The 22,054-nt window shown below is 64.1% G+C and carries 20 protein-coding genes; 14 read left to right on the top strand and 6 right to left on the bottom strand.

The features are described 5' to 3' along the window. Positions 1–9 precede the first annotated feature (9 nt). Complete coding sequence (locus RFM68_RS03775) at positions 10–918, bottom strand: LysR family transcriptional regulator (protein ID WP_320231317.1); 909 nt, start codon at positions 916–918, stop codon at positions 10–12. 69 nt (positions 919–987) lie between these two features. Between RFM68_RS03775 and RFM68_RS03770 the strand changes: the two genes are divergently transcribed. Beyond that, a complete protein-coding gene (locus RFM68_RS03770; protein WP_320231316.1) occupies positions 988–2,466 on the top strand; it encodes an aldehyde dehydrogenase family protein in 1,479 nt (492 codons plus the stop codon). Beyond that, a complete protein-coding gene (locus RFM68_RS03765) occupies positions 2,463–3,446 on the top strand; it encodes a membrane dipeptidase (RefSeq protein ID WP_320231315.1) in 984 nt (327 codons plus the stop codon). The genes RFM68_RS03770 and RFM68_RS03765 overlap by 4 nt, the downstream gene beginning before the upstream one ends. A 190-nt stretch (positions 3,447–3,636) precedes the next feature. On the opposite strand, the gene RFM68_RS03760 is transcribed toward RFM68_RS03765, so the two are convergent. Next, a complete protein-coding gene (locus tag RFM68_RS03760; RefSeq protein ID WP_320231314.1) occupies positions 3,637–4,596 on the bottom strand; it encodes a dihydrodipicolinate synthase family protein in 960 nt (319 codons plus the stop codon). A gap of 94 nt (positions 4,597–4,690) precedes the next feature. Here RFM68_RS03760 and RFM68_RS03755 point away from each other — a divergent pair, with 94 nt between their 5' ends. From RFM68_RS03755 to RFM68_RS03735, 5 genes are all read left to right on the top strand, one after another. After that, positions 4,691–5,731: a proline racemase family protein gene (locus RFM68_RS03755; protein ID WP_320231313.1), complete on the top strand. Its 1,041-nt coding sequence runs from the start codon at positions 4,691–4,693 to the stop codon at positions 5,729–5,731. 198 nt (positions 5,732–5,929) lie between these two features. Then, on the top strand, positions 5,930–6,922 hold the full coding sequence (ftsZ, locus tag RFM68_RS03750; protein ID WP_320231312.1) for a cell division protein FtsZ: 993 nt from the start codon (positions 5,930–5,932) through the stop codon (positions 6,920–6,922). A gap of 264 nt (positions 6,923–7,186) precedes the next feature. Continuing rightward, a complete protein-coding gene (locus RFM68_RS03745; protein WP_320231311.1) occupies positions 7,187–7,474 on the top strand; it encodes a YciI family protein in 288 nt (95 codons plus the stop codon). 11 nt (positions 7,475–7,485) lie between these two features. Continuing rightward, on the top strand, positions 7,486–8,547 hold the full coding sequence (locus RFM68_RS03740; RefSeq protein WP_320231310.1) for a maleylacetate reductase: 1,062 nt from the start codon (positions 7,486–7,488) through the stop codon (positions 8,545–8,547). A gap of 31 nt (positions 8,548–8,578) precedes the next feature. After that, positions 8,579–9,484: an intradiol ring-cleavage dioxygenase gene (locus tag RFM68_RS03735; protein WP_320231309.1), complete on the top strand. Its 906-nt coding sequence runs from the start codon at positions 8,579–8,581 to the stop codon at positions 9,482–9,484. Between the two features lie 53 nt (positions 9,485–9,537). Here the strand turns inward: RFM68_RS03735 and RFM68_RS03730 are convergent, their stop codons facing one another. Both RFM68_RS03730 and RFM68_RS03725 read right to left on the bottom strand, forming a co-directional pair. After that, the gene (locus tag RFM68_RS03730; RefSeq protein WP_320231308.1) at positions 9,538–11,034 is read right to left on the bottom strand and encodes an aldehyde dehydrogenase family protein; all 1,497 of its coding nucleotides are present in this window, start codon (positions 11,032–11,034) and stop codon (positions 9,538–9,540) included. 113 nt (positions 11,035–11,147) lie between these two features. Next, entirely contained in the window at positions 11,148–11,696 is a 549-nt protein-coding gene (locus tag RFM68_RS03725; RefSeq protein WP_320231307.1) for a carboxymuconolactone decarboxylase family protein, read from the bottom strand. A 148-nt stretch (positions 11,697–11,844) separates the two neighbouring features. On the opposite strand from RFM68_RS03725, the gene RFM68_RS03720 reads away from it, so the two are divergent. Then, positions 11,845–12,837 (top strand): GlxA family transcriptional regulator, encoded by a 993-nt coding sequence (locus RFM68_RS03720; protein ID WP_320231306.1) that lies wholly within the window; start codon positions 11,845–11,847, stop codon positions 12,835–12,837. Between the two features lie 195 nt (positions 12,838–13,032). Then, on the top strand, positions 13,033–13,866 hold the full coding sequence (gene fghA / locus RFM68_RS03715) for an S-formylglutathione hydrolase (protein ID WP_320231305.1): 834 nt from the start codon (positions 13,033–13,035) through the stop codon (positions 13,864–13,866). Here fghA and RFM68_RS03710 read toward each other — a convergent pair. After that, entirely contained in the window at positions 13,823–14,980 is a 1,158-nt protein-coding gene (locus RFM68_RS03710) for an NAD(P)/FAD-dependent oxidoreductase (RefSeq protein ID WP_320231304.1), read from the bottom strand. The genes fghA and RFM68_RS03710 overlap by 44 nt on opposite strands. A gap of 205 nt (positions 14,981–15,185) precedes the next feature. On the opposite strand from RFM68_RS03710, the gene RFM68_RS03705 reads away from it, so the two are divergent. From RFM68_RS03705 to RFM68_RS03695, 3 genes are all read left to right on the top strand, one after another. Further along, positions 15,186–16,562 (top strand): aspartate aminotransferase family protein, encoded by a 1,377-nt coding sequence (locus RFM68_RS03705; RefSeq protein WP_320231467.1) that lies wholly within the window; start codon positions 15,186–15,188, stop codon positions 16,560–16,562. A 150-nt stretch (positions 16,563–16,712) separates the two neighbouring features. Continuing rightward, positions 16,713–17,165 carry a DUF2231 domain-containing protein gene (locus tag RFM68_RS03700; protein WP_320231303.1) on the top strand — a complete coding sequence of 151 codons (453 nt, stop codon included), beginning with the start codon at positions 16,713–16,715 and terminating at the stop codon, positions 17,163–17,165. Next, the gene (locus RFM68_RS03695) at positions 17,152–18,498 is read left to right on the top strand and encodes a PQQ-dependent sugar dehydrogenase (RefSeq protein WP_320231302.1); all 1,347 of its coding nucleotides are present in this window, start codon (positions 17,152–17,154) and stop codon (positions 18,496–18,498) included. The genes RFM68_RS03700 and RFM68_RS03695 overlap by 14 nt, the downstream gene beginning before the upstream one ends. Before the next feature lie 9 nt (positions 18,499–18,507). On the opposite strand, the gene RFM68_RS03690 is transcribed toward RFM68_RS03695, so the two are convergent. After that, positions 18,508–19,377: a LysR substrate-binding domain-containing protein gene (locus RFM68_RS03690; RefSeq protein ID WP_320231301.1), complete on the bottom strand. Its 870-nt coding sequence runs from the start codon at positions 19,375–19,377 to the stop codon at positions 18,508–18,510. A gap of 149 nt (positions 19,378–19,526) precedes the next feature. Here RFM68_RS03690 and RFM68_RS03685 point away from each other — a divergent pair, with 149 nt between their 5' ends. After that, the gene (locus RFM68_RS03685) at positions 19,527–20,729 is read left to right on the top strand and encodes a 2-aminoethylphosphonate--pyruvate transaminase (protein ID WP_320231300.1); all 1,203 of its coding nucleotides are present in this window, start codon (positions 19,527–19,529) and stop codon (positions 20,727–20,729) included. Between the two features lie 18 nt (positions 20,730–20,747). Continuing rightward, a complete protein-coding gene (gene phnA, locus RFM68_RS03680; protein WP_320231299.1) occupies positions 20,748–22,004 on the top strand; it encodes a phosphonoacetate hydrolase in 1,257 nt (418 codons plus the stop codon). The last annotated feature ends 50 nt before the right edge of the window (positions 22,005–22,054 follow it).

Below are 22,054 nucleotides of genomic sequence, written 5' to 3'. Positions count from 1 at the left end.
ATCCACCGATCAGGCAGCCGCATAGCCGAACTCTCCTTCGCTCACCCGCATCTGCAGGCGAATGCATTCGATGAACCGCAGCGATGCAGGCTGCAGGTTCCGGCCTTCCTTGGCGATCCAGCCGACCGTCCGGCTCGAGCGTGGATCGGCAAGCGGGACGAAGCGCACGTCGTGGCCGCATTTCCAGCGGCAAAGCCGGGGCAGGATGGTGACGCCGAGCCCGGCCTCCACCATCGCCAGGTTGGAGCTCACATTGGTCGCGGTGAGTTTGGAGCCGGCGGCAAGCGCCTCGGTCTCGGCAACGCCAAGCGCCGCGGCGGCGCCGTTTTGGATGAAGCTCTCACCGTCGAGTTGCGCCCATTTCAACGGACGTTTCGATTCTGCCAAAGGATGATCGACCGGGCAGACGAAATCGAGCGGCTCGTGGAACAAAGGCTCGAAACTGAGCTGCGGCCGCTTAGTCGCTAGCACGCACAGGCCGACCTCCACCATGCCGTTTTCGACTGCCTCGACGATGGCGTTGGAATCGCTGTCGCGAACATGGATGTCGAACCTGCAGCCCTCGGCGCGGAGCTGGGCGATCGCGCGGGGCAGCAAGGTCACGGCAACCGAAGGCACGCTTGCCACGTCGCAGCGGCCCTGCAGGTCCGCCGCGTAGCTCGTCATTGCCAGGCATGCGCGATCGTAGTGGGCGATCATGGCGCGCGCCTCGTCGAGCACGATGCGGCCGACCGGCGAAAGCGCACCCTTGCGTTCGCTTTCGAAGAGCGGCACGCCGATATCGTCTTCCAGCTGTTTCAAGGTCATCGACACGGCCGACGGAGTGCGGCCGATCTGATCGGCGGCGGCACGCACGCCGCCGGTCTCGCAGACCGCGACGAAGCTTCGCATGCCGGTCAGGCTGATGGTTTTGCTCACTGTTAAGCTTACCTGAACATTTATACCAAAAATTGAGCTTGATTGAAGTTCACAGCATTGGTTAGGTCGTTGTCAACCGAATTGATGCAGGTCAACGCGATGCTGAACGGTCAGAACTTCGTTGCAGGCGAATGGCGCGACGGCGCCGACTGGATCGAGGATATCAATCCATCCGACGTGACCGACATTGTCGGGCGTTTTGCCCAGGCGCAGCCATCCGATATCCACGATGCGGTGGCGGCTGCTCAGGGCGCGCAGCGGGAGTGGGCGGCGGCCGGCCTGGAATCCAGAGCCGCCGTTCTCGACACCATCGGACGCGAGCTAATGGCGCGCTCGAAGGAGCTTGGCGAACTGCTTTCCCGCGAGGAGGGCAAGATCCTGGCCGAGGGCGTCGGCGAGGTCTATCGGGCCGGGCAGTTCTTCACCTATTTCGCCGCGGAGGCGTTGCGCAATCTTGGCTCCTCGGCTGAGTCCGTCCGGGCCGGCGTCGATGTCCTGATCGAGCGTGAGCCGCTCGGCGTCGTCGCGATCATATCGCCCTGGAATTTCCCGATCGCTACCGCGTCCTGGAAGATCGCGCCGGCGCTGGCTTTCGGCAACGCGGTGGTCTGGAAACCGGCCAGCGTCACGCCTGCCAGCGCCTGGGCGCTGACCGAGATCATCAGCCGGCAGGCGATCCCGAAAGGCTTGTTCAACCTGGTGATGGGATCGGGGTCGACGATCGGCCGCGAGCTCGCCGCGAATGCCGACATACAAGGGCTGAGCTTCACCGGCTCCGGCGCCGTCGGCTCCGGCATCGCGGCGTTGGCTGCCACACGGTTCGTGAAGCTGCAGCTCGAAATGGGGTCGAAGAATCCGTTCGTCGTCATGGATGACGCCGACCTCGACCGGGCGGTCGACCTTGCTGTGAACGGCGCCTTTGGCGGTTCGGGCCAGAAATGCACGGCGGCCTCCCGCATGATCGTCCATCGGCCGGTGCATGACGCCTTCGTCGAGAAGCTGTTGGCCAAGACTAAAGCGCTGAAGGTCGGCCATGCCCTGGAGGCCGGCGTGCAGATGGGGCCGGTGGTTAGCGCCGGGCAGCTCTCCGCCAATCTCGACTATGTGACGCTCGGTAAAAGCGAAGGCGCCGAGCTTGCGACGGGCGGCGAGGCGCTCGACCTGGCGCATCGGGGCCACTACATGGCGCCCGCCGTTTTTCTCAACGGCCGCTCGCTCATGCGCATCAACCAGGAGGAAATGTTCGCGCCGATCACCTGCGTCCTTACCGCCGGGGATCTCGACGAGGCGATTTTCCTCGCCAACGATACGCCATACGGGTTGACGGCGGGCATCGCCACCCGGTCGCTCGCGCGCGCCACGAAGTTCCGCCGTGCGTCGCGCTCGGGCTGCGTCATGGTCAACCTTGCGACCGCCGGCACCGATTATCATGTGCCATTCGGCGGCGTCCGCGCCTCGAGCTACGGTCCGCGCGAGCAAGGACGCGCGGCGGTGGAATTCTACACTCAGGCCAAGACGTCCTACATCCATGCGGGCGCGGCCGAATGACCACCGCTGCCGACACGCCACCAGTGCTCATCGACGGGCTGCAATATTGCAACTGGTCGCGTGAGATTTTTCTGGAGATGCGCAAGGGCGGGCTGACGGCGATCCACGCCACGGTCGGCTATCATGAAGGTTTCCGCGAGACGGTGCGCCATCTCGTCGATTGGCGCACGCGCTTCCGCGACAATGAGGACCTGATTCTTTTGGCGCGCGACAGCGGCGACATCGAGCGCGCCCGCGCCACAAACCGCACGGCGATCTTTCTCGGGCTGCAGAACCCGATGCCGATCGAGGACGACATCGGTTTGATCGAAATGCTGTTCGATCTCGGCATCCGCTTCATGCAGCTCACCTACAACAACCAGTCGCTGCTCGGCTGCGGCTGGATGGAGGAGGAGGACAGCGGCGTAACGCGGATGGGGCGCGAGGCGATTGCCGAAATGAACCGCCTCGGCATGATCATCGACCTGTCGCATGCCGGCCAGCGGACCGCGCTGGAAACGATCGCGCTCTCGCAACGGCCGGTGGTCATCAGCCACGCCAATCCGCGCTGGCTCCGCGACAGCAATCGCAATGTGCCCAAGGCCGTCCTCCGGGCGCTGCGCGAAAGACAGGGAATGCTCGGCCTTTCCCTTTACCCGCTGCATCTTCCGAACGGTTCGGACACGACGCTGAATCAATTTGGGAACATGGCCGCGGAAGCGTCTGAAATCATGGGAGCGGAGCATCTCGGCATCGGCTCGGATCTTTGCCAGAACCAGCCCGACAGCGTCGTGCGCTGGATGCGGGAGGGCCGCTGGACCCGCGAGATGCAGGCGGCGGCAAGCTTCCCGCCCCGGCCGTCATGGTTCGGATCGAACCTCGATTTTTCCAGGCTTTCGGAAGGCCTTCTCTCGGCAGGCTTCGGCAAGGCTGAAACCTCGCTTGTGCTCGGCGGCGCCTGGCATCGCTTCATCAAAGCCAGCCTGCCTTTCGGTAGCTGACCTAGAGTGTTTCGCCGTTTCACGGAAACGGCGAACCGCTCTATCTCTTTGTTTTGACGCAATTCCGGACGGAAGGCTACGGCGAAGTCGCCGAGCCTAAACCGCTCACACTTTCCCGGAATTGCTCTAGGGCAAAGGCCGCCGCCAATCGCCAGGTTTCGATCGGGCTGGCGGCCTCAGGTCGATGGACTCAGGCCGCGTATCTTGCCATCACGGGCTGCGTTGACCACTGGGCGTACCAGGTGTCGAACAGCTTGAGCTGCTGCTCGGCGTAGCCGCGCTGGCTGTCGCTCAGCGAGTCGGTGTCGTTGAAGTGCAGCCTGTATTCCGGGTCACCCTTGAGCACCATCATGTGCTTGAAATAGAGCACCAGGTCCGGGCCCTCGTCGAAGGAGGACAGCACGGCGAACGCGGCGTCCAGCTCGAGCGCCAGCCGGCGCGCTTCGGCGTCGCCCTTCGCCGCCGCCTGGCTGAGGCCAACCAGATGCAGCACTTCCTTGGGCAGCACGTTGCCGATGCCGGTGATGGCGCCGGAGGCGCCGCAATTGACGAAACCGTGGAAGACGGCGGTGTCGACGCCGATCATCAGCGCAACCTCATCGTCGCGGCTAGTGATGTTTTCCGCTGCGTAGCGCAGGTCCGACGGGCCACCGAACTCCTTGAAGCCGACCAGGTTCGGATGTTCGGCGCGCAGCGCGAAGAAAAGGTCGGCGCGCGTGGCGAAGCCGTAATAGGGGCTGTTGTAGATGACGGCCGGCAGATCGGGGGCGGCGGCAAGGATTGCCTTGAAGTGATGGCGCTGCGCCGTGACCGACGGCCCGCGCGACAGCACGCGCGGGATCACCATCAGGCCCCGTGCGCCGACCTTCTGGGCATGCGCGGCGTGGGTCACGGCACTGGGGGTGTTGACTGCGCCGGTTCCCACGATCACCGGCACGCCGGCCTTCACTAGGCGCTCGACGCCTTCCATGCGCTGCGCGTCGCTCAGCAGCGGCCAGTCGCCCATCGAACCGCAATAGACGACAGCCGACATGCCGGCGGCGATCAGCTCGCGACCCTTGCGCACCAGCGCGTCGAAGTCGGGAAGCCGGTCATTGGTGCAAGGCGTCATCAGCGCCGGCATGCAGCCGGAAAAAACATTGGCGGTCATTTCGGATTCTCCTTGAGGCTGGCACCCAGATTGGCCAGTTTGTCCCGCAAAGAACCGCTTGCCAAGCGCATAGTCGCGGTCACAGGGAGTAACCATGCGTACCAAAGCCAGCATTCGCGTCGTCGGCTGTCATGCCGAAGGTGAGATCGGCGACGTCATCGTGGGCGGCGTGCTGCCGCCGGCGGGCCGCACGATGATGGAAAAGATGATCGCGATGGAACGCGACCACGACCATATAAGACGCATGCTGATCTGCGAGCCGCGCGGCAGCGTCGCGCGGCACGTCAATCTCCTGGTGCCGTCGACGCGCGAGGATTGCGCCGCGGGAGCGATCATCATGGAGCCGACGGAATACCCGCCAATGTCCGGCTCCAACACGATATGCGTCGCCACCGTGCTGCTCGAGACCGGCATGGTGCCGATGCAGGAGCCCGAGACGCGCTTCAAGCTCGACATGCCGGGCGGTGTCATCGAGGTCAACGCCGAATGTCGCGACGGCAAATGCCTGTCGATAAGCTTCCGCAACGCGCCGGCCTTTGCCGAACGCCTCGACGCCAATATCGAGGTGGAAGGGGTCGGAACGCTGAAGGTCGATATCGCCTATGGCGGCATGTTCTACGCGATCGTCGATGCCAAGGCGCTCGGCTTCTCGGTCGTTCCCGACGAGGCGCGCGAGCTGGCTGTGGTGGGCGAGAAGGTTCGCCGCGCTGCGCGCGAGCAATTCGATATCGTCCATCCGCAGTTCGACAATGTGCGCGGCGTGTCGATCGTGCAGTTCGCCATGCCGTTCCAGGGGCCGGGCAATGTCACGCGCAACACCTGCATCGTCTCGCCCGGACGCTCGGACCGCAGCCCGACGGGAACCGGCACCTCGGCCCGCATGGCCGTGCTGCAGGCCCGCGGCTTGATGAAGGCCGGCGAGGTGCTGATCCATGAATCGATCATCGGCTCGCGCTTCACCGGCAAGATACTCGAACTCGCCGAAGTCGCCGGGCGCAAGGCGATCATTCCGCAGATCACCGGCAGGGCGTGGATCACGGGCGAGCACAATTACTATCTCGATCCCACGGATCCCTATCCGCAAGGCTATGTGCTGTCGGACACCTGGGGCACCTCGACCTCGGTGACGCAGTAGCGCGATCCGCGACATGGGAGGACCGGACAACCGAACTGTTAGGCATCGCGCTTGCATATGCTCGGCGGACCTTGCAGGGAAGCGCCGGCTCTGATTCCCTGTACTTGGTGGGGATCGCCTGATTCGTGTGCTCGTTGCTCCGGTTCCGCATGATCGTGCGGCGGGGCAGCCGGGCGCTTTCGTAGAAAGATGTGAAAAATGACCGCCAAGCCGGAAATCCTGGAGATGAGACCCAAGATCACCGTTGTCGGGGTCGGCGGCGCGGGCGGAAACGCCGTCAACAACATGATCGCCGAAGGCTTGCAGGGCGTCGAGTTCGTCGTCGCCAACACTGACGCCCAGGCGCTCACCATGTCGAAGTCGTCGCGGCTGATCCAGCTGGGCGCGCATGTCACCGAGGGCCTGGGCGCCGGATCCTTACCCCAGGTCGGAAGTGCTGCCGCCGAGGAATCCCTCGACGAGATCATGGATCATCTGGCGGGAACGCATATGTGCTTCATCACCGCCGGCATGGGCGGCGGCACGGGGACGGGTGCAGCGCCCGTGATTGCGCGTGCCGCGCGCGACGCCGGCATTTTGACGGTGGCCGTCGTCACCAAGCCTTTCGTCTTCGAAGGCAAGCGCAGGACCCAGGCCGCCGAGGAAGGCATCGAGCGCCTTCGCGAGAGCGCCGACACCGTGATCGTCATCCCGAACCAGAACCTCTTCAGGGTCGCCGACGCCAGGACCACGTTCGCCGACGCCTTCGCCATGGCGGACCGCGTTCTCTACGCCGGTGTCGGCTGCATCACGGATCTCATCGTCAAGGAAGGCCTGATCAATCTCGATTTCGCCGACGTGAAGTCGGTGATGCGGGACATGGGCCGGGCGATGATGGGGACCGGCGAGGCTTCCGGAGAGGGGCGCGCAAGAACGGCGGCCGAGGCGGCGATCGCCAATCCGCTCCTCGACGAGGCCTCGATGTCGGGCGCCAGGGGCCTGCTCGTGTCGATCTGCGGCGGCATGGACATGACACTGTTCGAGGTCGACGAAGCTGCGACACGGATACGGGAAGAAGTCGACGCCGATGCCGACATCATCGTCGGCGCCATCTTCGACCAGGCCTTGGCGGGCAAGTTCCGCGTGTCGGTCGTAGCGACCGGTCTGCGAAAAAGCGCGGACATCGCACAGTTCGAGCAGAGGATCGCCTGAGACCACGGCGATCTCGCGGCTCGCTTGTCCCCGACCGCACGACGCAACCGGTCGATATCCGCCTTCCGGTGGCGAACAATCCCGACCGCGCACGCTGTCGGTCAGTGCATTTGCGCGCCTCTTCGTCGCAAAGCCTTCACGACGGCATCTGTCCATTTTGGACCAATTCACCGACTTTGTTCGACAGGAGTCGATTTAAGTTCCGGCAGGGAGGAGTAGAACTTAGCGAACGCTGAAGCGTCGCGCTAGCTCGGGAGGACCATCTTGCTCTTTGCCGTCCACTGTCTCGACCATGCCGATGCGCTTCCGCGGCGGCTCGCCAATTATGATGCCCACAAGATCTATCTTGCGGCTGGTTCGGTCGCGACCGTAATCTCCGGGCCGCTGGTCGCGGCGGACGGCGCAACCATGATCGGCTCGCTCTTCGTCTTTTCGGCGGACAGCCTCGAGGAGGTGAAGGCGTTCAACGCCGCCGACCCGTTCAATGCCGCCAATGTCTGGCAAAGCGTCAGCATCAATCCCTTCCTGCTGCGCGTCGACAATCGCGGCTGACGGGGGCTCAAATGAAAAGCTTCGTCTACAACAGCCAGCCGGCACGCGTCGTCTTCGGATCGGGCACGATCGCAAGGCTGCCGGGGGAGATCGACCGACTGGGGCTGAAACGCGTGCTTGTGCTTGCAACGCCGCCGCAAGAGACCAATGCCCGGCGTCTTGCCGGATCGCTCGGCAGCATAGCGGCCGGCGTCTATGCCGGGGCGACGATGCATACGCCCGTCTCCGTCACCGAGGACGCGCTGCGAGTCGTGGCGGAACTCCAGGCCGATGGGCTGGTTGCGGTCGGCGGAGGCTCCACGACGGGCCTCGCCAAGGCAATCGCATTGCGCACCGACCTGCCGCAGATCGTGATGCCGACAACGTATGCCGGCTCGGAAATGACGTCGATCCTCGGCGAGACGAAGGATGGCGTGAAGGTTACTCAATCGAGCCCGATGGTGCTGCCGGAAGTGGTCATCTACGACGTCGATCTGACGATGACGCTTCCTGTGCTATTGTCCGGCGCAAGCGGCATGAACGCCATCGCCCATGCGGTCGAGGCGCTCTATGCCAGGGAAAGCAACCCAGTGATCAACCTCATGGCGGCCGAGGCCATGGGCGCACTGGTGGGTGCCTTACCGGTCATCGCGCAGAACCCGCATGACCGCGATGCGCGCTGCGACGCGCTCTATGGCGCCTGGCTCTGCGGCATCTGCCTTGGGTCGGTCGGCATGGCGTTGCACCATAAGCTTTGCCACACACTCGGCGGCAGTTTCGATCTGCCGCATGCGGAGACCCATACGGTCGTGCTGCCGCACGCGCTGGCCTATAACGCCCCCGCCGTTCCGGCGGTCATTGAAACGCTGCGGGCCGTGCTGAAGACAAACGACCCCGCGACGGCTCTCTATGATCTGGCGGGCCGGATAGGCGCCAGGCGCGCCCTGTCGGAGATAGGCATGCCGCCCGACGGGATAGACATCGCGACGGACCGCGCGCTGGCCAATCCCTACTGGAACCCGCGGGCGCTGGAGCGGGAACCGATCCGGGCTCTTATTGCCCGCGCCTATGCCGGCCACCCGCCGCAGGCCTGAGAACCCGAACGTCTCTGGAGGAGCTATCGCCATGACAGGCACCGCGGACGCCCGACCGAAATATCCCTATTTCGAGGAAGAGACCTCGGTCGACGTGGTCAACGCGCGCATGGGACCGGATGTCGATCCGCGCCTGCGACAGGTCATGGGCGTGCTGGTCAAACACCTGCGTGCCGCCGTCAAGGAGATCGAGCCGACGCATGAGGAGTGGCTGCAAGGCATTCGGTTCCTCACCGAGGTCGGCAAGATGTGCTCCGACTGGCGGCAGGAGTTCATCCTTCTTTCCGATACGCTAGGGGTTTCGATGCTCGTCGACGCCATCAATCACCGGCGCCCGAACGGCGCCACCGAAAACACCATCCTTGGCCCGTTCTATGTGCCGGAAGCCCCACGTTACGAGCACGGCGCGAACATCTGCCTTGACGGCAAGGGCGAGCCGATGGTGGTGCGCGGGCGTGTGCTCGACACGGCCGGCAAGCCGATCCCAGGCGCGCTGATCGACGTCTGGCAGACCAATGACGACGGCTTCTACGACGTCCAGCAGAGGGACGTTCAGCCCGACTGGAATCTGCGTGGGGTTTTCACCACCGACGAGAAGGGCGAATACTGGTACCGTTCGGTCAAGCCGCGCTACTACCCGATCCCCGACGACGGGCCGGTCGGAAAGATGCTCGCCGCGCTGGGGCGTCATCCCAACCGCGCGGCCCATGTGCACTACATTGTCAGCGCGCCGGGCTACGATCCCGTCATCACCCACATCTTCGCGCCGGATTGCCGCTATCTAGCCGAGGACGCCGTCTTCGGCGTGAAGGATTCGCTGATCGCCGATTTCACGAAAGTCACCGATCGGGAAAAGGCGAGCGAGCTCGGTTTCGAAGCTCCGTTCTGGTCCGTCGAGTGGGATTTCGTCCTGGCTCCCAAGATCGCTGGAACTTGAACCTCCGTAGTTTCGTCCATTGGACAAAAGATGGCGTTTCCAGCGCGGTTGCCTCAGTCGGTCTGGATCCAGACCGCCTTCGTCTCGAGATATTCGTGCAGATGCTCGACGCCGCCTTCGCGGCCATAGCCGGACATCTTCATGCCGCCGAACGGTACCGCCGGGTCGATGGCGTGGTACATGTTGACCCAGACCGAGCCGGCCTTGACGCGCCGCGCGAGCTTGTGCGCGGTGCCGAGATTGGTGGTGAAGATGCCGGCCGCCAGGCCGTAAGGCGTTGTGTTGGCCCGCACGACGGCCTCGTCCAGCGTGTCGAAGGGCATCGCCGAAATGACCGGCCCGAATATCTCCTCCCGCGCGATGGTCATCTTGTCCGACACCGCGCCGAAGACGGTCGGCGCGATGAAGTTGCCGCCGTCGTAAAGCTCGCCCGTCAGCCTTGAGCCGCCGGCAACCAGCCGGGCGCCTTCGTCGCTGCCCGCCTTGATGAAACCTTCCACCTTGCCGGCCTGCCTTGCATTGATCAGCGGCCCGATTTCCGTGTCCGCCTCGATGCCGTGGCCGATGCGCAGCTTGCCGGCAAATTCGGCGACCCGGCGCACGAACTCGTCGTGGATTTCGCGCGCCACGAACAGGCGCGAGCCGGCGATGCAGATCTGGCCGGAATGCACGAACACCGCCATCGCCGCGACCGGAACAGCCTTGTCGATATCGGCGTCGCGGCAGACGATGATCGGCGACTTCCCGCCGAGCTCGAGCGAAACGCGCTTGAGGTTGGTGACCCCGGCGCGCGCGATCGCTTGCCCTGTCAGCGTCGAGCCGGTGAAGACGATCTTGTTGACGTCGGGATGCTCGGCGAGCCGCGCGCCAGCCTCGGCGCCGATTCCGGTGACGATGTTGACGACGCCGTCGGGGAGGCCCGCTTCCTGCATCAGCCGCGCGATCAGCAATGGCGTCAGCGACGCATCCTCCGACGGCTTCAGCACGATGGTGCAGCCGGTGGCCAAAGCCGGCGCGATTTTCCAGACCGAGGCAGCGGTCGGTGCATTCCAGGGAATGATCGCTCCGACGACGCCGACCGGCTCGCGCCGGGTGAAGGTGACGATCTCGCCGGGGATGGAATTGTCGATCGCCTCGCCATGCAGCGCGGTCGCCATTCCGCCGTAAAAGCGCAGCATGCCGATGACCCGGCGCCGGTTGGCCAGCGTGCGCGCGATCGGCAGCCCCATGTCGAGCGTGTCGGAGACGCTGAGCTCCTCCCAATGCTTCTCGAACAGGTCGGCGATCCGCAGCAGCACGCATTGCCGCTCATAAGGCGAGAATTTCGACCAGGGGCCTTCGAAGGCCGCGCGCGCTGCCGCCACCGCTGCATCCACATCGGCGGCTCCGCCACGCGGCACCGTGGCCAGCACTTCGCCCGTCGCCGGGTTCAGCGCCTGCATCTCCTCGCCGGACTGCGCTGCAACCCACTTGCCGCCGATGAGCATCGGCCGGAATTCGCCATGGTAGAGCGTGGCGGCCTTCGCCCTCGGGTCGAAGTTCAGCGTCATCGTCTCCTCCTCGCAATTCCGAACCGACTATTACTCCCGGCGCGGGCCACCTCAAACAAGGAAAGCTAAAAGGCGTTCCTTGTACCGGTCGCTCCTCCTTCCTCGGCGTTGTCTCAGCCTTGCCAGGCGTGCAGCTGGAACGGAGCCTCCAGGGCGGGCTTCGTGATGCTGCCGGTGTAGTTGGTGATCGTGGACGCGGCGACCGCGGCGATCACTTCAAGCAGGTGATCCTCGCCGAAGCCGGCGTTAAGGAAGCGATCAACGTCCTCGTCGCTCAGCCGGCCGCGCTTTTCGATCATAGTCTTTGCCAGATCCGACAGCGCGGCGGCCTTTGCGTCCGCCGGCAGACGGCCCGCACGAATGGCCTCGACATCCGCCGGATCGATGCCTTCCTTGAGCGCCAGGGCCGTGTGGAAGGCGACCGCCCATGTGCAGGCGTTGGTCACGGCGTCGGTGAGCAGAATGATCTGGACCTGCGCTTCGGTGAAGCTGCCGCCATGCACATTCCCGAACAAAGCGACCAGGCTGTTGATCAGAACGGGCGAGGTCGACATGGCGCCGGCGATATTCGGAATCATACCGAAAGCCGACTGCAATTGGCGCAGCGCCGGCTTCGACCCCTCGGGGGCGGTTTCAATGGTGTGAACGGGAAATTTTGCCATGGACGAAGTGCCTTTTGCTGATGTTTGCGTGTGATTGCCATGACTTATCTAGGAACGGACCTGTTGGCGGGAGCGCCAATAAACCCTCGGTTCTCGCCAAAGCGGTGCGGTGGACAAGGCGAACCCGGCCGGGCATAATCTGGCGGAAATGCCAAAGCTCCCTCATTCCTCGCCAAACCCGATCCGGGTGATCGAAGTGCTCACCTTCCCGGCGGTGCAGTTGCTCGATGTCACCGGACCGGTTCAGGTATTCGCCTCCGCCAACGATTTCGTCGCCAGTGCCGGCGGCGTTCCGCCATACCGGCTCAAGCTCGTGACGCAGGGCGACCAAGGCGTCATGTCCTCGGCCGGCGTGGTGCTGGCGGCGGCGGCGCTCGGCAAAGGCAGGGGCGCGCTGGATACTCTGCTGGTCGCTGGAGGGCAGGGTGTGGAGGCGGCCGCCGCGAACCCTGCACTCGTCGATTGGCTGCGGCGGCGGGCGAAGCGGGCGCGTCGTGTCGCTTCCGTCTGTACCGGTGCCTTCCTGCTTGCCGCCGCGGGCTTATTGGACGGGCGTCGCGCGGTGACCCATTGGAAGGATTGCGCCAGGCTGGCGGCGCGCTTTCCCGCCGTGCTTGTCGAGCCCGATCCGATCTTCATATGCGACGGTCCGGTCTGGACCTCTGCCGGGGTGACGGCGGGCATCGACCTCGCGCTGGCGATGGTGGAGGAAGACCTCGGCTGCTCGATGGCGCTCGCCGTGGCCCGCTACATGGTTGTTTTCCTCAAACGCTCCGGCGGACAGGCGCAGTTCAGCGCCGCCCTGGCCCTGCAAGCCGCCGACGACAGGTTCGGCGCGCTTCATGATTGGATCAACGATCATCTCGGCGACGATCTTTCGCTGCCGGCCCTGGCAGACAAGGCAGGCATGAGCGAGCGTAGTTTCAGCCGCCACTACGCGGAGGCGACGGGGCAAACTCCGGTCCGCGCCATCGAGCGGCTGCGGGTGGAGGCGGCACGGCGTCAACTGTCGGAGACGCGCCTGCCGATCAAGCGTATCGCGCAGCGTTGCGGCTTCGGCTCCGAGGAAACAATGCGTCGTGCCTTCATGCGCCTGCTCGCCGTCAAGCCGCAAGACTACCGTTCCCGATTCACGGTCTGAAATTCGCATCCGGGTCGATGCGCTAAAGCGCGTCGCGATGAAACGGATTCAGTCGACGCGCTTTAAGTCTTTGTTTTGATGCATGTCGTTATCCCAAAACCGCTGCGCACTTTTGGGCGACATGCATTAGGTTGCGGGCGCAAGCGTCGGCGGCTATGCCGGGCTCAGCATTTTCCTGACGAGAGACAAGAGCCGATGAAGGTCGTTTCCATCTCCAAATCGCATGGCGGTATCCAGGGCATCTATTCGCACGCCTCCGAGGTTTGTGCCTGCGATATGAACTTTGCCGTCTTCGTCCCGCCCCAGGCCATCGATGGTCGGCTTCCGGTTCTCTGGTACTTGTCGGGCCTTACCTGCACGCACGCGAACGTCATGGACAAGGGCGAGTACCGGCGCCTGTCATCAGAGCTCGGGCTCGTCATCGTGTGTCCCGACACCAGCCCGCGCGGGCCCGACGTTCCCGATGAAAAGGACAATTGGCAGTTCGGCTGCGGCGCCGGTTTTTACCTCGACGCGACCGAGCAGCCATATGCGATGAACTATCGCATGTACTCCTATGTCACGGAGGAATTGCCGGCGCTCGTCGCCGCGAACTTCCCGGTCGACATGTCACGCCAGGCCATCTTCGGCCATTCGATGGGCGGACATGGCGCGCTGACGATCGCGCTGAAGAATCCGCAGCGGTACCGAAGCTGCTCGGCTTTCGCGCCGATCGTGCAGCCGAGCACTGCAGGCTGGTCGCGGCCGGCCTTCGAGAAGTATCTCGGATCGGACGAGAAAAGCTGGCGCGCCTACGACACGACGCTTCTGATCGAGGATGGCAAGCGCTTCCCGCAATTGCTCGTCGACCAAGGCACCGAGGACGGCTTCCTGCAGGACGGTCTTCGGCCATGGCTGCTCGAAGAGGCCTGCAAGAAGGCGGGCATCGATCTGACCTTGCGCATGCAGGAAGGCTACGACCATTCCTACAACTTCATCTCGACCTTCATGGACGATCATCTGAAGTGGCATGCCCGCCGCCTCGGGTGATTTTAGAGGTGAGGATACGCGCCACATGGTCGGCTATCGCCAGGCTTGAGGTCAGGCCCGGGCTTTCAATGCCGAACAGGTTGACCAGGCTGTCGACGCCGTGCGTTGCGGCATCCTGGATCACGAAGTCGCTGTTGGCGTCGCCCGGACCGGACAGCTTCGGCCGGATGCCGCTATAGGCCGCCAGCAGGCTGTCGTCGGCCAGATCAGGCCAGTATTTGCGGATCGCGGCGTAGAAGCGGTCGCCGCGCGCCGGATCGACGCGATAGTCGATTGTATCCGTCCACTCCACGTCCGGTCCGAAGCGGGCGGTGCCGCCAAGGTCGAGGGTCAGATGGACGCCGAGCCCGCCAGGCTCGGGCACGGGATAGACGAGACGTGAAAAGGGCGCGCGCCCGGCAACCGAGAAGTAATTGCCCTTGGCATAGCGAAGCGTCGGCAGGAATGGCCGGCCAAACCCTTCCAGCGAGCCTGCCAAGGCGACGGCGCCGAGACCGGCCGCGTTGATGAGGCGCGATGTTGCGATCTCGAACTGCTGGCCGCTCTCCGTGTCGATCGTCTGCAGCACGATCCGGGCGGTCTCGACGCGGCCCGCGACGATGCGGGTGTTGAGCGAGAGCATTGCGCCGTTCGCCTCCGCATCGCCGAGCAGGGCAATCATCAGCCCGTGGCTGTCGACAATGCCGGTCGAGGGCGAGAGCAGTGCCGCGGTGCAATGCAGCGCCGGTTCCAACACTTGTGCCGCCGTGGCGGAGAGGGAGCGCAGATCGTCGACGCCGCAGGCGGCGGCGTTGGCGCGGATGGTGGCCAGCACAGGTTCCTGCGCCTCATCGGTCGCGACGATCAGCTTGCCGCAGCGGCGGTGCGGGATCGAGCGGTCGGTGCAATAGCGGTAGAGCATGTCGCGTCCCGCCACACTCAGCCGGGCTTTCAGCGAGCCTTGCGGATAATAGATGCCGGCGTGGATGACTTCGGAATTGCGCGAACTCGTTTCGGTGCCGATGGCGTCCGCCGCTTCGAGGATCAGCGTTTCGAGACCCCTGGCTGCCAATGCGCGCGCAATCGCCAGACCGATCACGCCTGCGCCCGCAACGATGCAATCAACCTGTTCCATGCTCAGACCCTGCCGCACGCGTTGCACATCATAGCCCGACCGCCTTGGGCTTGGTGGCGCTATCGATCCTGGCATCGCGGCTCTTGCGATCAGCCTGCGCGATGAGGCATCAACCGCCGCGATGCAAGGCGGAATTTTTGAACTCCTCAACAGGGGAGGCAGTCCTATTTTCCGCTTTGGACGCCCGCAGACAGGAGCCACCATGATGGACGCCGGACCGAATTCCCCCGAAGCTCGCGACATCCGCTATCACATGCATGGCTATACGAACGCCCGCAAGCATCAGGAGACGGGCCCACTGGTCATCGAAAAGGGCGAGGGCGTCTATGTCGAGGACATCGCCGGCAACCGCTACATCGAGGCGATGGCCGGCCTGTGGAGCGTTGCCGTCGGCTTCTCGGAAAAGCGACTGGTCGACGCGGCGACGAAACAGATGTCGAAGCTGCCCTTCTATCACGACTTCGGCTCGAAGGCGCATTCGCCGCTGATCGACCTGGCCGAGAAGCTGGTGCAGATGGCGCCGGTGCCGATGAGCAAGGCCCATTTCACCAATTCCGGTTCCGAGGCCAACGATACCGCGATCAAGATGATCTGGTACCGCGCGAACGCGCTCGGCCAGCCTGCGCGCAAGAAGATCATCAGCCGCAAGCGCGGCTATCATGGCGTCACCATCGCCTCGGCGAGCCTGACCGGCCTGCCCAACAACCATCTCTCCTTCGACCTGCCGATCGCCAACATCCTGCACACGTCGACGCCGCATCACTGGCGCGACGCCCAGCCCGGTGAAAGCGAGGAGCAGTTCTCCGCGCGTCTCGCCGACGATCTGGAAAAGCTCATCCTTGCCGAGGGGCCCGAAACGATCTCGGCCTTTATCGGCGAACCGATCATGGGCGCGGGTGGCGTCATTGTTCCGCCCGCCGGCTATTGGGAAAAGATCCAGGCGGTGCTGTCGAAATACGACATCCTGCTTGTGGCGGACGAGGTGATCTGCGGCTTTGGCAGGACCGGCGAGATGTTCGGCTCGCAGATATTCGCCATGAAGCCCGACATCATGGTGCTGTCGAAGCAGATTTCCTCCTCGTACCTGCCGATCTCGGCGCTCTTGATCAACGACAGAGTGTTCGAGCCGATCGCCGACGAGAGCAACCGCATCGGCACCTTCGGACATGGCTTCACCGGCGGCGGCCATCCGGTCGCCGCCGCAGTCGCCCTGGAAAATGTCAAGCTGATCGAGGAGCGCGACCTCGTCGGCAATGCGCGCAAGGTCGGCGCGCATCTGCAGGCACGGCTGCGCAAGCTCGTCTCGCATCCGCTGGTGGGCGAGGTGCGTGGCGTCGGCCTCATCGCCGCCGTCGAGCTGGTCGCCGACAAGGCAACCAAGGCGCCCTGGGGCAAGCCGGCAGCGCTCGGCGCGCTGGTCAACGGCTTGCTGCAGCAGAACGGCGTGATCTCGCGCAACATGGGCGACGCGATCGCCTTTTGCCCGCCGCTGATCATCACCGAGGCGCAGGTTGACGCCCTGGTCGATGCGTTCGAGCGCTCGCTCGACGCCGCCCTGCCGCAGGTTCACCCACAGGGCTGAACGAGGTTCTGTCCTGTTGTCGGCGCCTTGGGCTGACCAAGCGGCGCGTTCACCTTCCGGTGACCGCGGGGATTTCCGGCGGAACATTCGACTTTTCGCGCTGTTACACCCTTGTCAATCCCGGGCAGCAGCGCGGAAAGGAGCCTCCGCATGGACAATCCGCGATCCATGGCAAGAATAGCCGGCCATCCCATTCATCCCATGCTTGTCACCATCCCGATCGCCTGTTTCGTCGGGACTTTGCTCACCGATATCGCCTATTGGCGGACCGCCGAAATGACCTGGGCCAATTTCTCGGCCTGGCTCCTGACCGTTGGTGTCATCGTCGGTATTCTGGCCGCTATTGCGGGGCTTACCGACTTCCTTGGCGGGCGCAGGATACGCGAGCAGCCGACTGCATGGCTGCATATGGCCGGCAACCTCGTCGTGCTTGTGTTGTCCTTCTTCAACATGCTCGTCCACACGCGCGACGCATGGACATCGGTGGTGCCGACCGGGCTGATCCTGTCGACGCTGGTGGTGATCATCCTGATCTTCACGGGCTGGCTCGGCTGGGCGCTGGTCTATCGCCATCACGTAGGAGTGGCCGATGAGACGACTTGACGGCGCAATCAGATCGACGACCGCGGTGCTTTGCTGCGCTCTGGCGCTGGGCATTGCCGGCTGCAGCGACGACAACACCGACCCGAAAGCGCAGATCGGCCCGAACCCAAAGCTGCCAGAGATAAATCAGTACCTGTTACCGCCGATGCATCTGGCCTCCGTGGTCGGCTGGAAGAACGACGAAAAGCCGACCGTCGCGCAAGGTCTGCAGATCGAGGCGCTGGCCAAGGGGCTTCAGCATCCGCGCTCGCTTTACGTGCTGCCCAATGGCGACATCCTGGTGGTGGAATCGACGGCGCCGACCGAAGCATCGGTGAAGCGGCCTAAGGACATCGTCATGGGCTGGGTCGAAAGCTGGGTCACCTCCGGCGGCGACACCGGGCCGAGCAACCGCATCACGCTGCTGCGCGACACCAATGGCGACCGAAAGCTGGATTACCAAGGGGTGTTTCTCGACCATCTCAATTCACCCTTCGGCGTGGCGCTGGTCGGCAACGACCTTTATGTCGCCAATACGGACGCGATCGTGCGCTATCCCTACCAGCCGGGCGACACCAAGATCACAGCGCCCGGCAAGGTGCTGACGGAACTGCCGGGTGGGCCGATCGATCACCACTGGACGAAGAGCCTGGTCGCGAGCCCCGACGGCTCATTGCTCTATGTCGGCGTCGGCTCGAACAGCAACATCACCGAGAACGGCATCCAGGCCGAGAAGGACCGCGCCGCGATCTGGGAGGTCGACCGCGCCACCGGCCGCTCGCGCATCTTCGCCAGCGGGCTGCGCAATCCCAACGGCCTCTCATTCGAACCGGAGAGCAAGGCGCTTTGGACGGTGGTCAACGAGCGCGACGAGCTGGGGCCGAACCTCGTGCCGGATTACATGACGTCGGTGAAGGACGGCGCCTTCTATGGCTGGCCCTACAGCTACTACGGCCAGCATGTCGATCCGCGTGTCATGCCGCAGCGGCCGGACATGGTGGCCAAGGCGATTCCGCCGGACTATGCGCTGAGCTCACATGTCGCGCCGCTCGGGCTTGCTTTCTACACCGCGAACAACCTGCCGCAATCCTATCGCGGCGGTGCCTTCGTCGGCGAGCACGGCAGCTGGAACCGCTCCCGCTTCAACGGCTACAAGGTGGTCTTCGTGCCTTTCAGCGGTGGGCATCCGAACGGCATGGCGCAGGACGTCGTCACCGGCTTCCTCAACGACAAGGGCGAGGCGAGGGGCCGTCCGGTCGGCGTTGCCGTCGACAAGTCGGGCGCGTTGCTGATCGCTGACGATGTCGGCAACACGGTGTGGCGGGTAACCGCGGCGGCGCCGGGGTCCACGTGAAGAACAGGCTCAATCTCCCGACATAAACCGGGCCATGTCGAGGAAGGCGCGCACCAGCTTGCCGCCGCTGCGTTCGCGCAGGCAGATCAGCGCTTCGTCCATAAGCGTTTCGGGTGCATCGATCGCAATCTGCGCCAACCGCGAATCGTGACCGAACTCGGCCGCCGAGACGAAACCGACGCCGGCTCCGGAGGCGACGATCTCGCGTACCGCCTCGCGGCCTTCGGCTTCGATCGCGGGCCGGAGCTCGATGCCTGAAGCCGCAGCGAGATCCTCCAGCTTCTTGCGTGTCTTCGAGCCGCGCTCGCGCATGACCAGCGGCTCCTGCGCCAGCTCTTTCAGTGTCAGCGATTTCTTCGCCGACAGCGGGTGGTCGGCGGACACGAAGGCGATGATCGGGGTCGAGTTGAGCTTCAGCATCTCGAAATCGCGGCCCGTCGGCACTTCGGGAAGCACGCCGATGTCGGCCTCGTAGCTATAGAGGCTGCCGATGACCGTGTCGGTGTTGCCGGAACGCAGCGAAACCCGGACACCGGGATATCGGGCGCGAAAGGCGCCTAGGATGTGGAGAAGATGGTGCGCCGCGTCGGCGACGATGCGCAGCGTGCCTGCGCGCAGCGCGCGCGATTCCGTCAACAGTTCCAGCGCCTGCTGCTCGGTTTCGAACATACGGTGTGTGATATCGAGCAGCCTTTGGCCTTGCGTGGTCAGCGTCACCTGCTTCTTGTTCCGATTGAACAGCAGCACATCATACTCTTCCTCGAGCTTGCGCACCTGGTCCGAGATTGCGGGCTGGGTGAGAAACAACGCTTCGGCCGCGCGCGAGAAGCCGCCGGAAATGGCGACCTGGTGAAATGCCCTGAGCTGCACGTAACGCATGCGCGTGGCTCTCCGTAGCGTGTTTATGCACCAAGCCCTAGCATCGATCAGATCGATACATCAATACAAAATAACGATTTTACAAATATATCCGGACCGCCGAGAATGACTGTCATATTCCAATGACAGGATCGAAGTGGGAGGGCGGCATGCTCGCTGAGATGAAACTTGCGGCAACAAAGCCGTTGGATGCGCCGGCGCTGGGCGAACCCTATCTGCTGACGCCCGGCCCGCTCACCACATCCTATGCCGTCAAGCAGGCGATGCTGCGCGACTGGGGCTCCTGGGACGGCGATTTCCGAGGGATGACGGCCGAACTGCGCCGCCGCCTGCTGGCGCTCACCGGCGACAGCAACGACGAATTCGACTGCGTGCCGATGCAGGGCAGCGGCTCATTCTGCGTCGAGGCCATGCTCGGCTCGTTCGTGCCCAGGGACGGCAAGGTGCTGGTGCTGGCCAACGGCGCTTACGGGCTGCGCGCCGCGCAGACCATGCAGTATATCGGCCGCGCCTACACGCTGATCGACAAGGGCGATTACCTGCCGCCGCGCGGCGAAGAGGTGGCGGCGGCGCTGAAGGCCGACCCGGCAATCACGCATGTCATCGCCATCCATTGCGAGACCAGTTCCGGCATCCTCAACCCGGTCGCCGAGATATCGGAGGCGGTCTCCGCCAATGGCCGCAAGCTGCTGGTCGATTCCATGAGCGCCTTCGGCGCCATCCCGCTCGACGTCAACGAAATAAGCTACGAGGCGATGGTTTCGTCGGCCAACAAATGCATCGAGGGCGTGCCCGGTTTCGGCTTCGTCATCGCCCGCAAGAGCGAGCTGGAGGCCGCGAAGGGGCGCAGCCATTCGCTGTCGCTCGACGTCCATGCGCAATGGGCCAACATGAACAAGACCGGACAGTGGCGTTATACGCCGCCGACGCATGTCGTCGCGGCCTTCCTCGAAGCGCTGCGCCTGCATGAGGCCGAAGGCGGTGTTGCGGCGCGCGGCGCGCGCTATACGCTGAACCGCGACGTCGTGGTGGCCGGGATGCGCGAGCTCGGTTTCGAGACCTTGCTCAAGGACCGCTGGCTGTCGCCGATCATCGTCACCTTCTTCAACCCGGCGCATCCGAACTTCGCCTTCGACAGGTTTTACGAACTGATGAAGGATAAGGGCTTCATCATCTATCCGGGCAAGCTCACGGTCGTGGACAGTTTCCGCATCGGCTGCATCGGCCAGATGGATGAGCATGTCATGCGCCGTGTCGTCGAAGCAGCCGCGCAGTCGCTGAATGAAATGGGCGTCGACACCGCCGCCCCGTCCCCTGCCGCCATCGCCGAGCGCGCCAAGCTCGCCGCCTAAAGGTCTTTGAGGTCTACGATGAACCAGATGTCTCCCGTCAACGTCACGGCCAATGGCCGTTCCTATGCCTGGCCGCGCGTGCCGGCCATCGCCATCTGCCTCGACGGCTGCGAACCGGCCTATCTCGACGAGGCGATCGAGGCCGGGCTGATGCCGGCACTGGAAAGGATCAAGCAGAAGGGTACGGTGCGCTTCGCCCATTCGGTGATCCCGAGCTTCACCAACCCCAACAATCTGTCGATCGCCACCGGCCGACCGCCGGCCGTGCATGGGATTTGCGGCAACTACCTCTACAACCCGGAGACGGGCGAGGAGGTGATGATGAACGACCCGAAATTCCTGCGCGCGCCGACGGTGTTCCAGGCGTTCTACGATGCAGGCGCCAAGGTCGCGGTGGTGACGGCCAAGGACAAGCTGCGCGCGCTGCTCGGCAAGGAACTGAAGTTCGACGATGGCAGGGCGATGTGCTTCTCGGCCGAGAGGTCCGACACCACGACGAAAGCCGAGCACGGGATCGACAATGCCTCGACGCATTTTGGCCTTGCCGTGCCCGAGGTCTATTCCGCGGAGCTTTCGGAATTCGTCTTCGCTGCAGGCGTGCAGTTGCTGAAGGAATTTCGGCCGGAGGTGATGTACCTTACCACGACCGATTATGTGCAGCACAAATATGCGCCGGGCGTGCCCCAGGCCAATGCCTTCTATGAAATGTTCGACAAGTACCTTGCGCAGTTGGATGCGTTGGGTGCGGCCATCGTGGTAACGGCCGACCACGGCATGAAGCCGAAGCATCACGCCGACGGCTCGCCCAATGTCGTTTATATTCAGGATCTGCTGGATGAGTGGCTGGGCAAGGACGCGGCCAGAGTGATCCTGCCGATCACCGATCCCTATGTCGTGCATCACGGGGCGCTCGGCTCCTTCGCTACCGCCTATCTGCCGAAAGGCACCGACCGCGAGGCGATCATGGCGAAACTCCGCAAGGTCGAGGACATCATCCTGGTGCTCGGCCGCGAGGAGGGCTGCGCCCGCTTCGAGCTGCCCGAGGACCGCATGGGCGACGTCATCCTGATCTCGGGCGAGAACAAGACGATCGGCACGTCCGAGCACCGGCACAATCTGGCGGCGCTTGACGAGCCGCTGCGTTCGCATGGCGGGCTGACAGAGCAGGAGGTGCCCTTCATCGTCAACCGCGTGCTGCCGGATCTGCCGAACGAGCCGGCCCTGCGCAACTTCGATGCGTTCTGCTACGCGACGATGGCGGCGGCGCAGGCTTGATGCCGAGGGCGCCGTCGACCTCCGCCGAGCTGCGCTCGGCACCTCTCCCC

The sequence above is a fragment of the Mesorhizobium montanum genome (assembly GCF_033977145.1).
Lineage (GTDB): Bacteria > Pseudomonadota > Alphaproteobacteria > Rhizobiales > Rhizobiaceae > Mesorhizobium > Mesorhizobium montanum.
This window is presented reverse-complemented; position numbering and strand designations above follow the sequence as displayed.

Coding starts and splice junctions, on each gene's coding strand:
- phnA (WP_320231299.1), top strand. CDS start 20,748: ATGAACCAGATGTCTCCCGTCAACGTCACGGCCAATGGCCGTTCCTAT.
- RFM68_RS03760 (WP_320231314.1), bottom strand. CDS start 4,596: ATGACCGCCAATGTTTTTTCCGGCTGCATGCCGGCGCTGATGACGCCT.
- RFM68_RS03725 (WP_320231307.1), bottom strand. CDS start 11,696: ATGGCAAAATTTCCCGTTCACACCATTGAAACCGCCCCCGAGGGGTCG.
- RFM68_RS03690 (WP_320231301.1), bottom strand. CDS start 19,377: ATGCGTTACGTGCAGCTCAGGGCATTTCACCAGGTCGCCATTTCCGGC.
- RFM68_RS03735 (WP_320231309.1), top strand. CDS start 8,579: ATGACAGGCACCGCGGACGCCCGACCGAAATATCCCTATTTCGAGGAA.
- fghA (WP_320231305.1), top strand. CDS start 13,033: ATGAAGGTCGTTTCCATCTCCAAATCGCATGGCGGTATCCAGGGCATC.
- RFM68_RS03700 (WP_320231303.1), top strand. CDS start 16,713: ATGGACAATCCGCGATCCATGGCAAGAATAGCCGGCCATCCCATTCAT.
- RFM68_RS03710 (WP_320231304.1), bottom strand. CDS start 14,980: ATGGAACAGGTTGATTGCATCGTTGCGGGCGCAGGCGTGATCGGTCTG.
- ftsZ (WP_320231312.1), top strand. CDS start 5,930: ATGACCGCCAAGCCGGAAATCCTGGAGATGAGACCCAAGATCACCGTT.
- RFM68_RS03740 (WP_320231310.1), top strand. CDS start 7,486: ATGAAAAGCTTCGTCTACAACAGCCAGCCGGCACGCGTCGTCTTCGGA.
- RFM68_RS03765 (WP_320231315.1), top strand. CDS start 2,463: ATGACCACCGCTGCCGACACGCCACCAGTGCTCATCGACGGGCTGCAA.
- RFM68_RS03755 (WP_320231313.1), top strand. CDS start 4,691: ATGCGTACCAAAGCCAGCATTCGCGTCGTCGGCTGTCATGCCGAAGGT.
- RFM68_RS03685 (WP_320231300.1), top strand. CDS start 19,527: ATGCTCGCTGAGATGAAACTTGCGGCAACAAAGCCGTTGGATGCGCCG.
- RFM68_RS03695 (WP_320231302.1), top strand. CDS start 17,152: ATGAGACGACTTGACGGCGCAATCAGATCGACGACCGCGGTGCTTTGC.
- RFM68_RS03720 (WP_320231306.1), top strand. CDS start 11,845: ATGCCAAAGCTCCCTCATTCCTCGCCAAACCCGATCCGGGTGATCGAA.
- RFM68_RS03705 (WP_320231467.1), top strand. CDS start 15,186: ATGGACGCCGGACCGAATTCCCCCGAAGCTCGCGACATCCGCTATCAC.
- RFM68_RS03730 (WP_320231308.1), bottom strand. CDS start 11,034: ATGACGCTGAACTTCGACCCGAGGGCGAAGGCCGCCACGCTCTACCAT.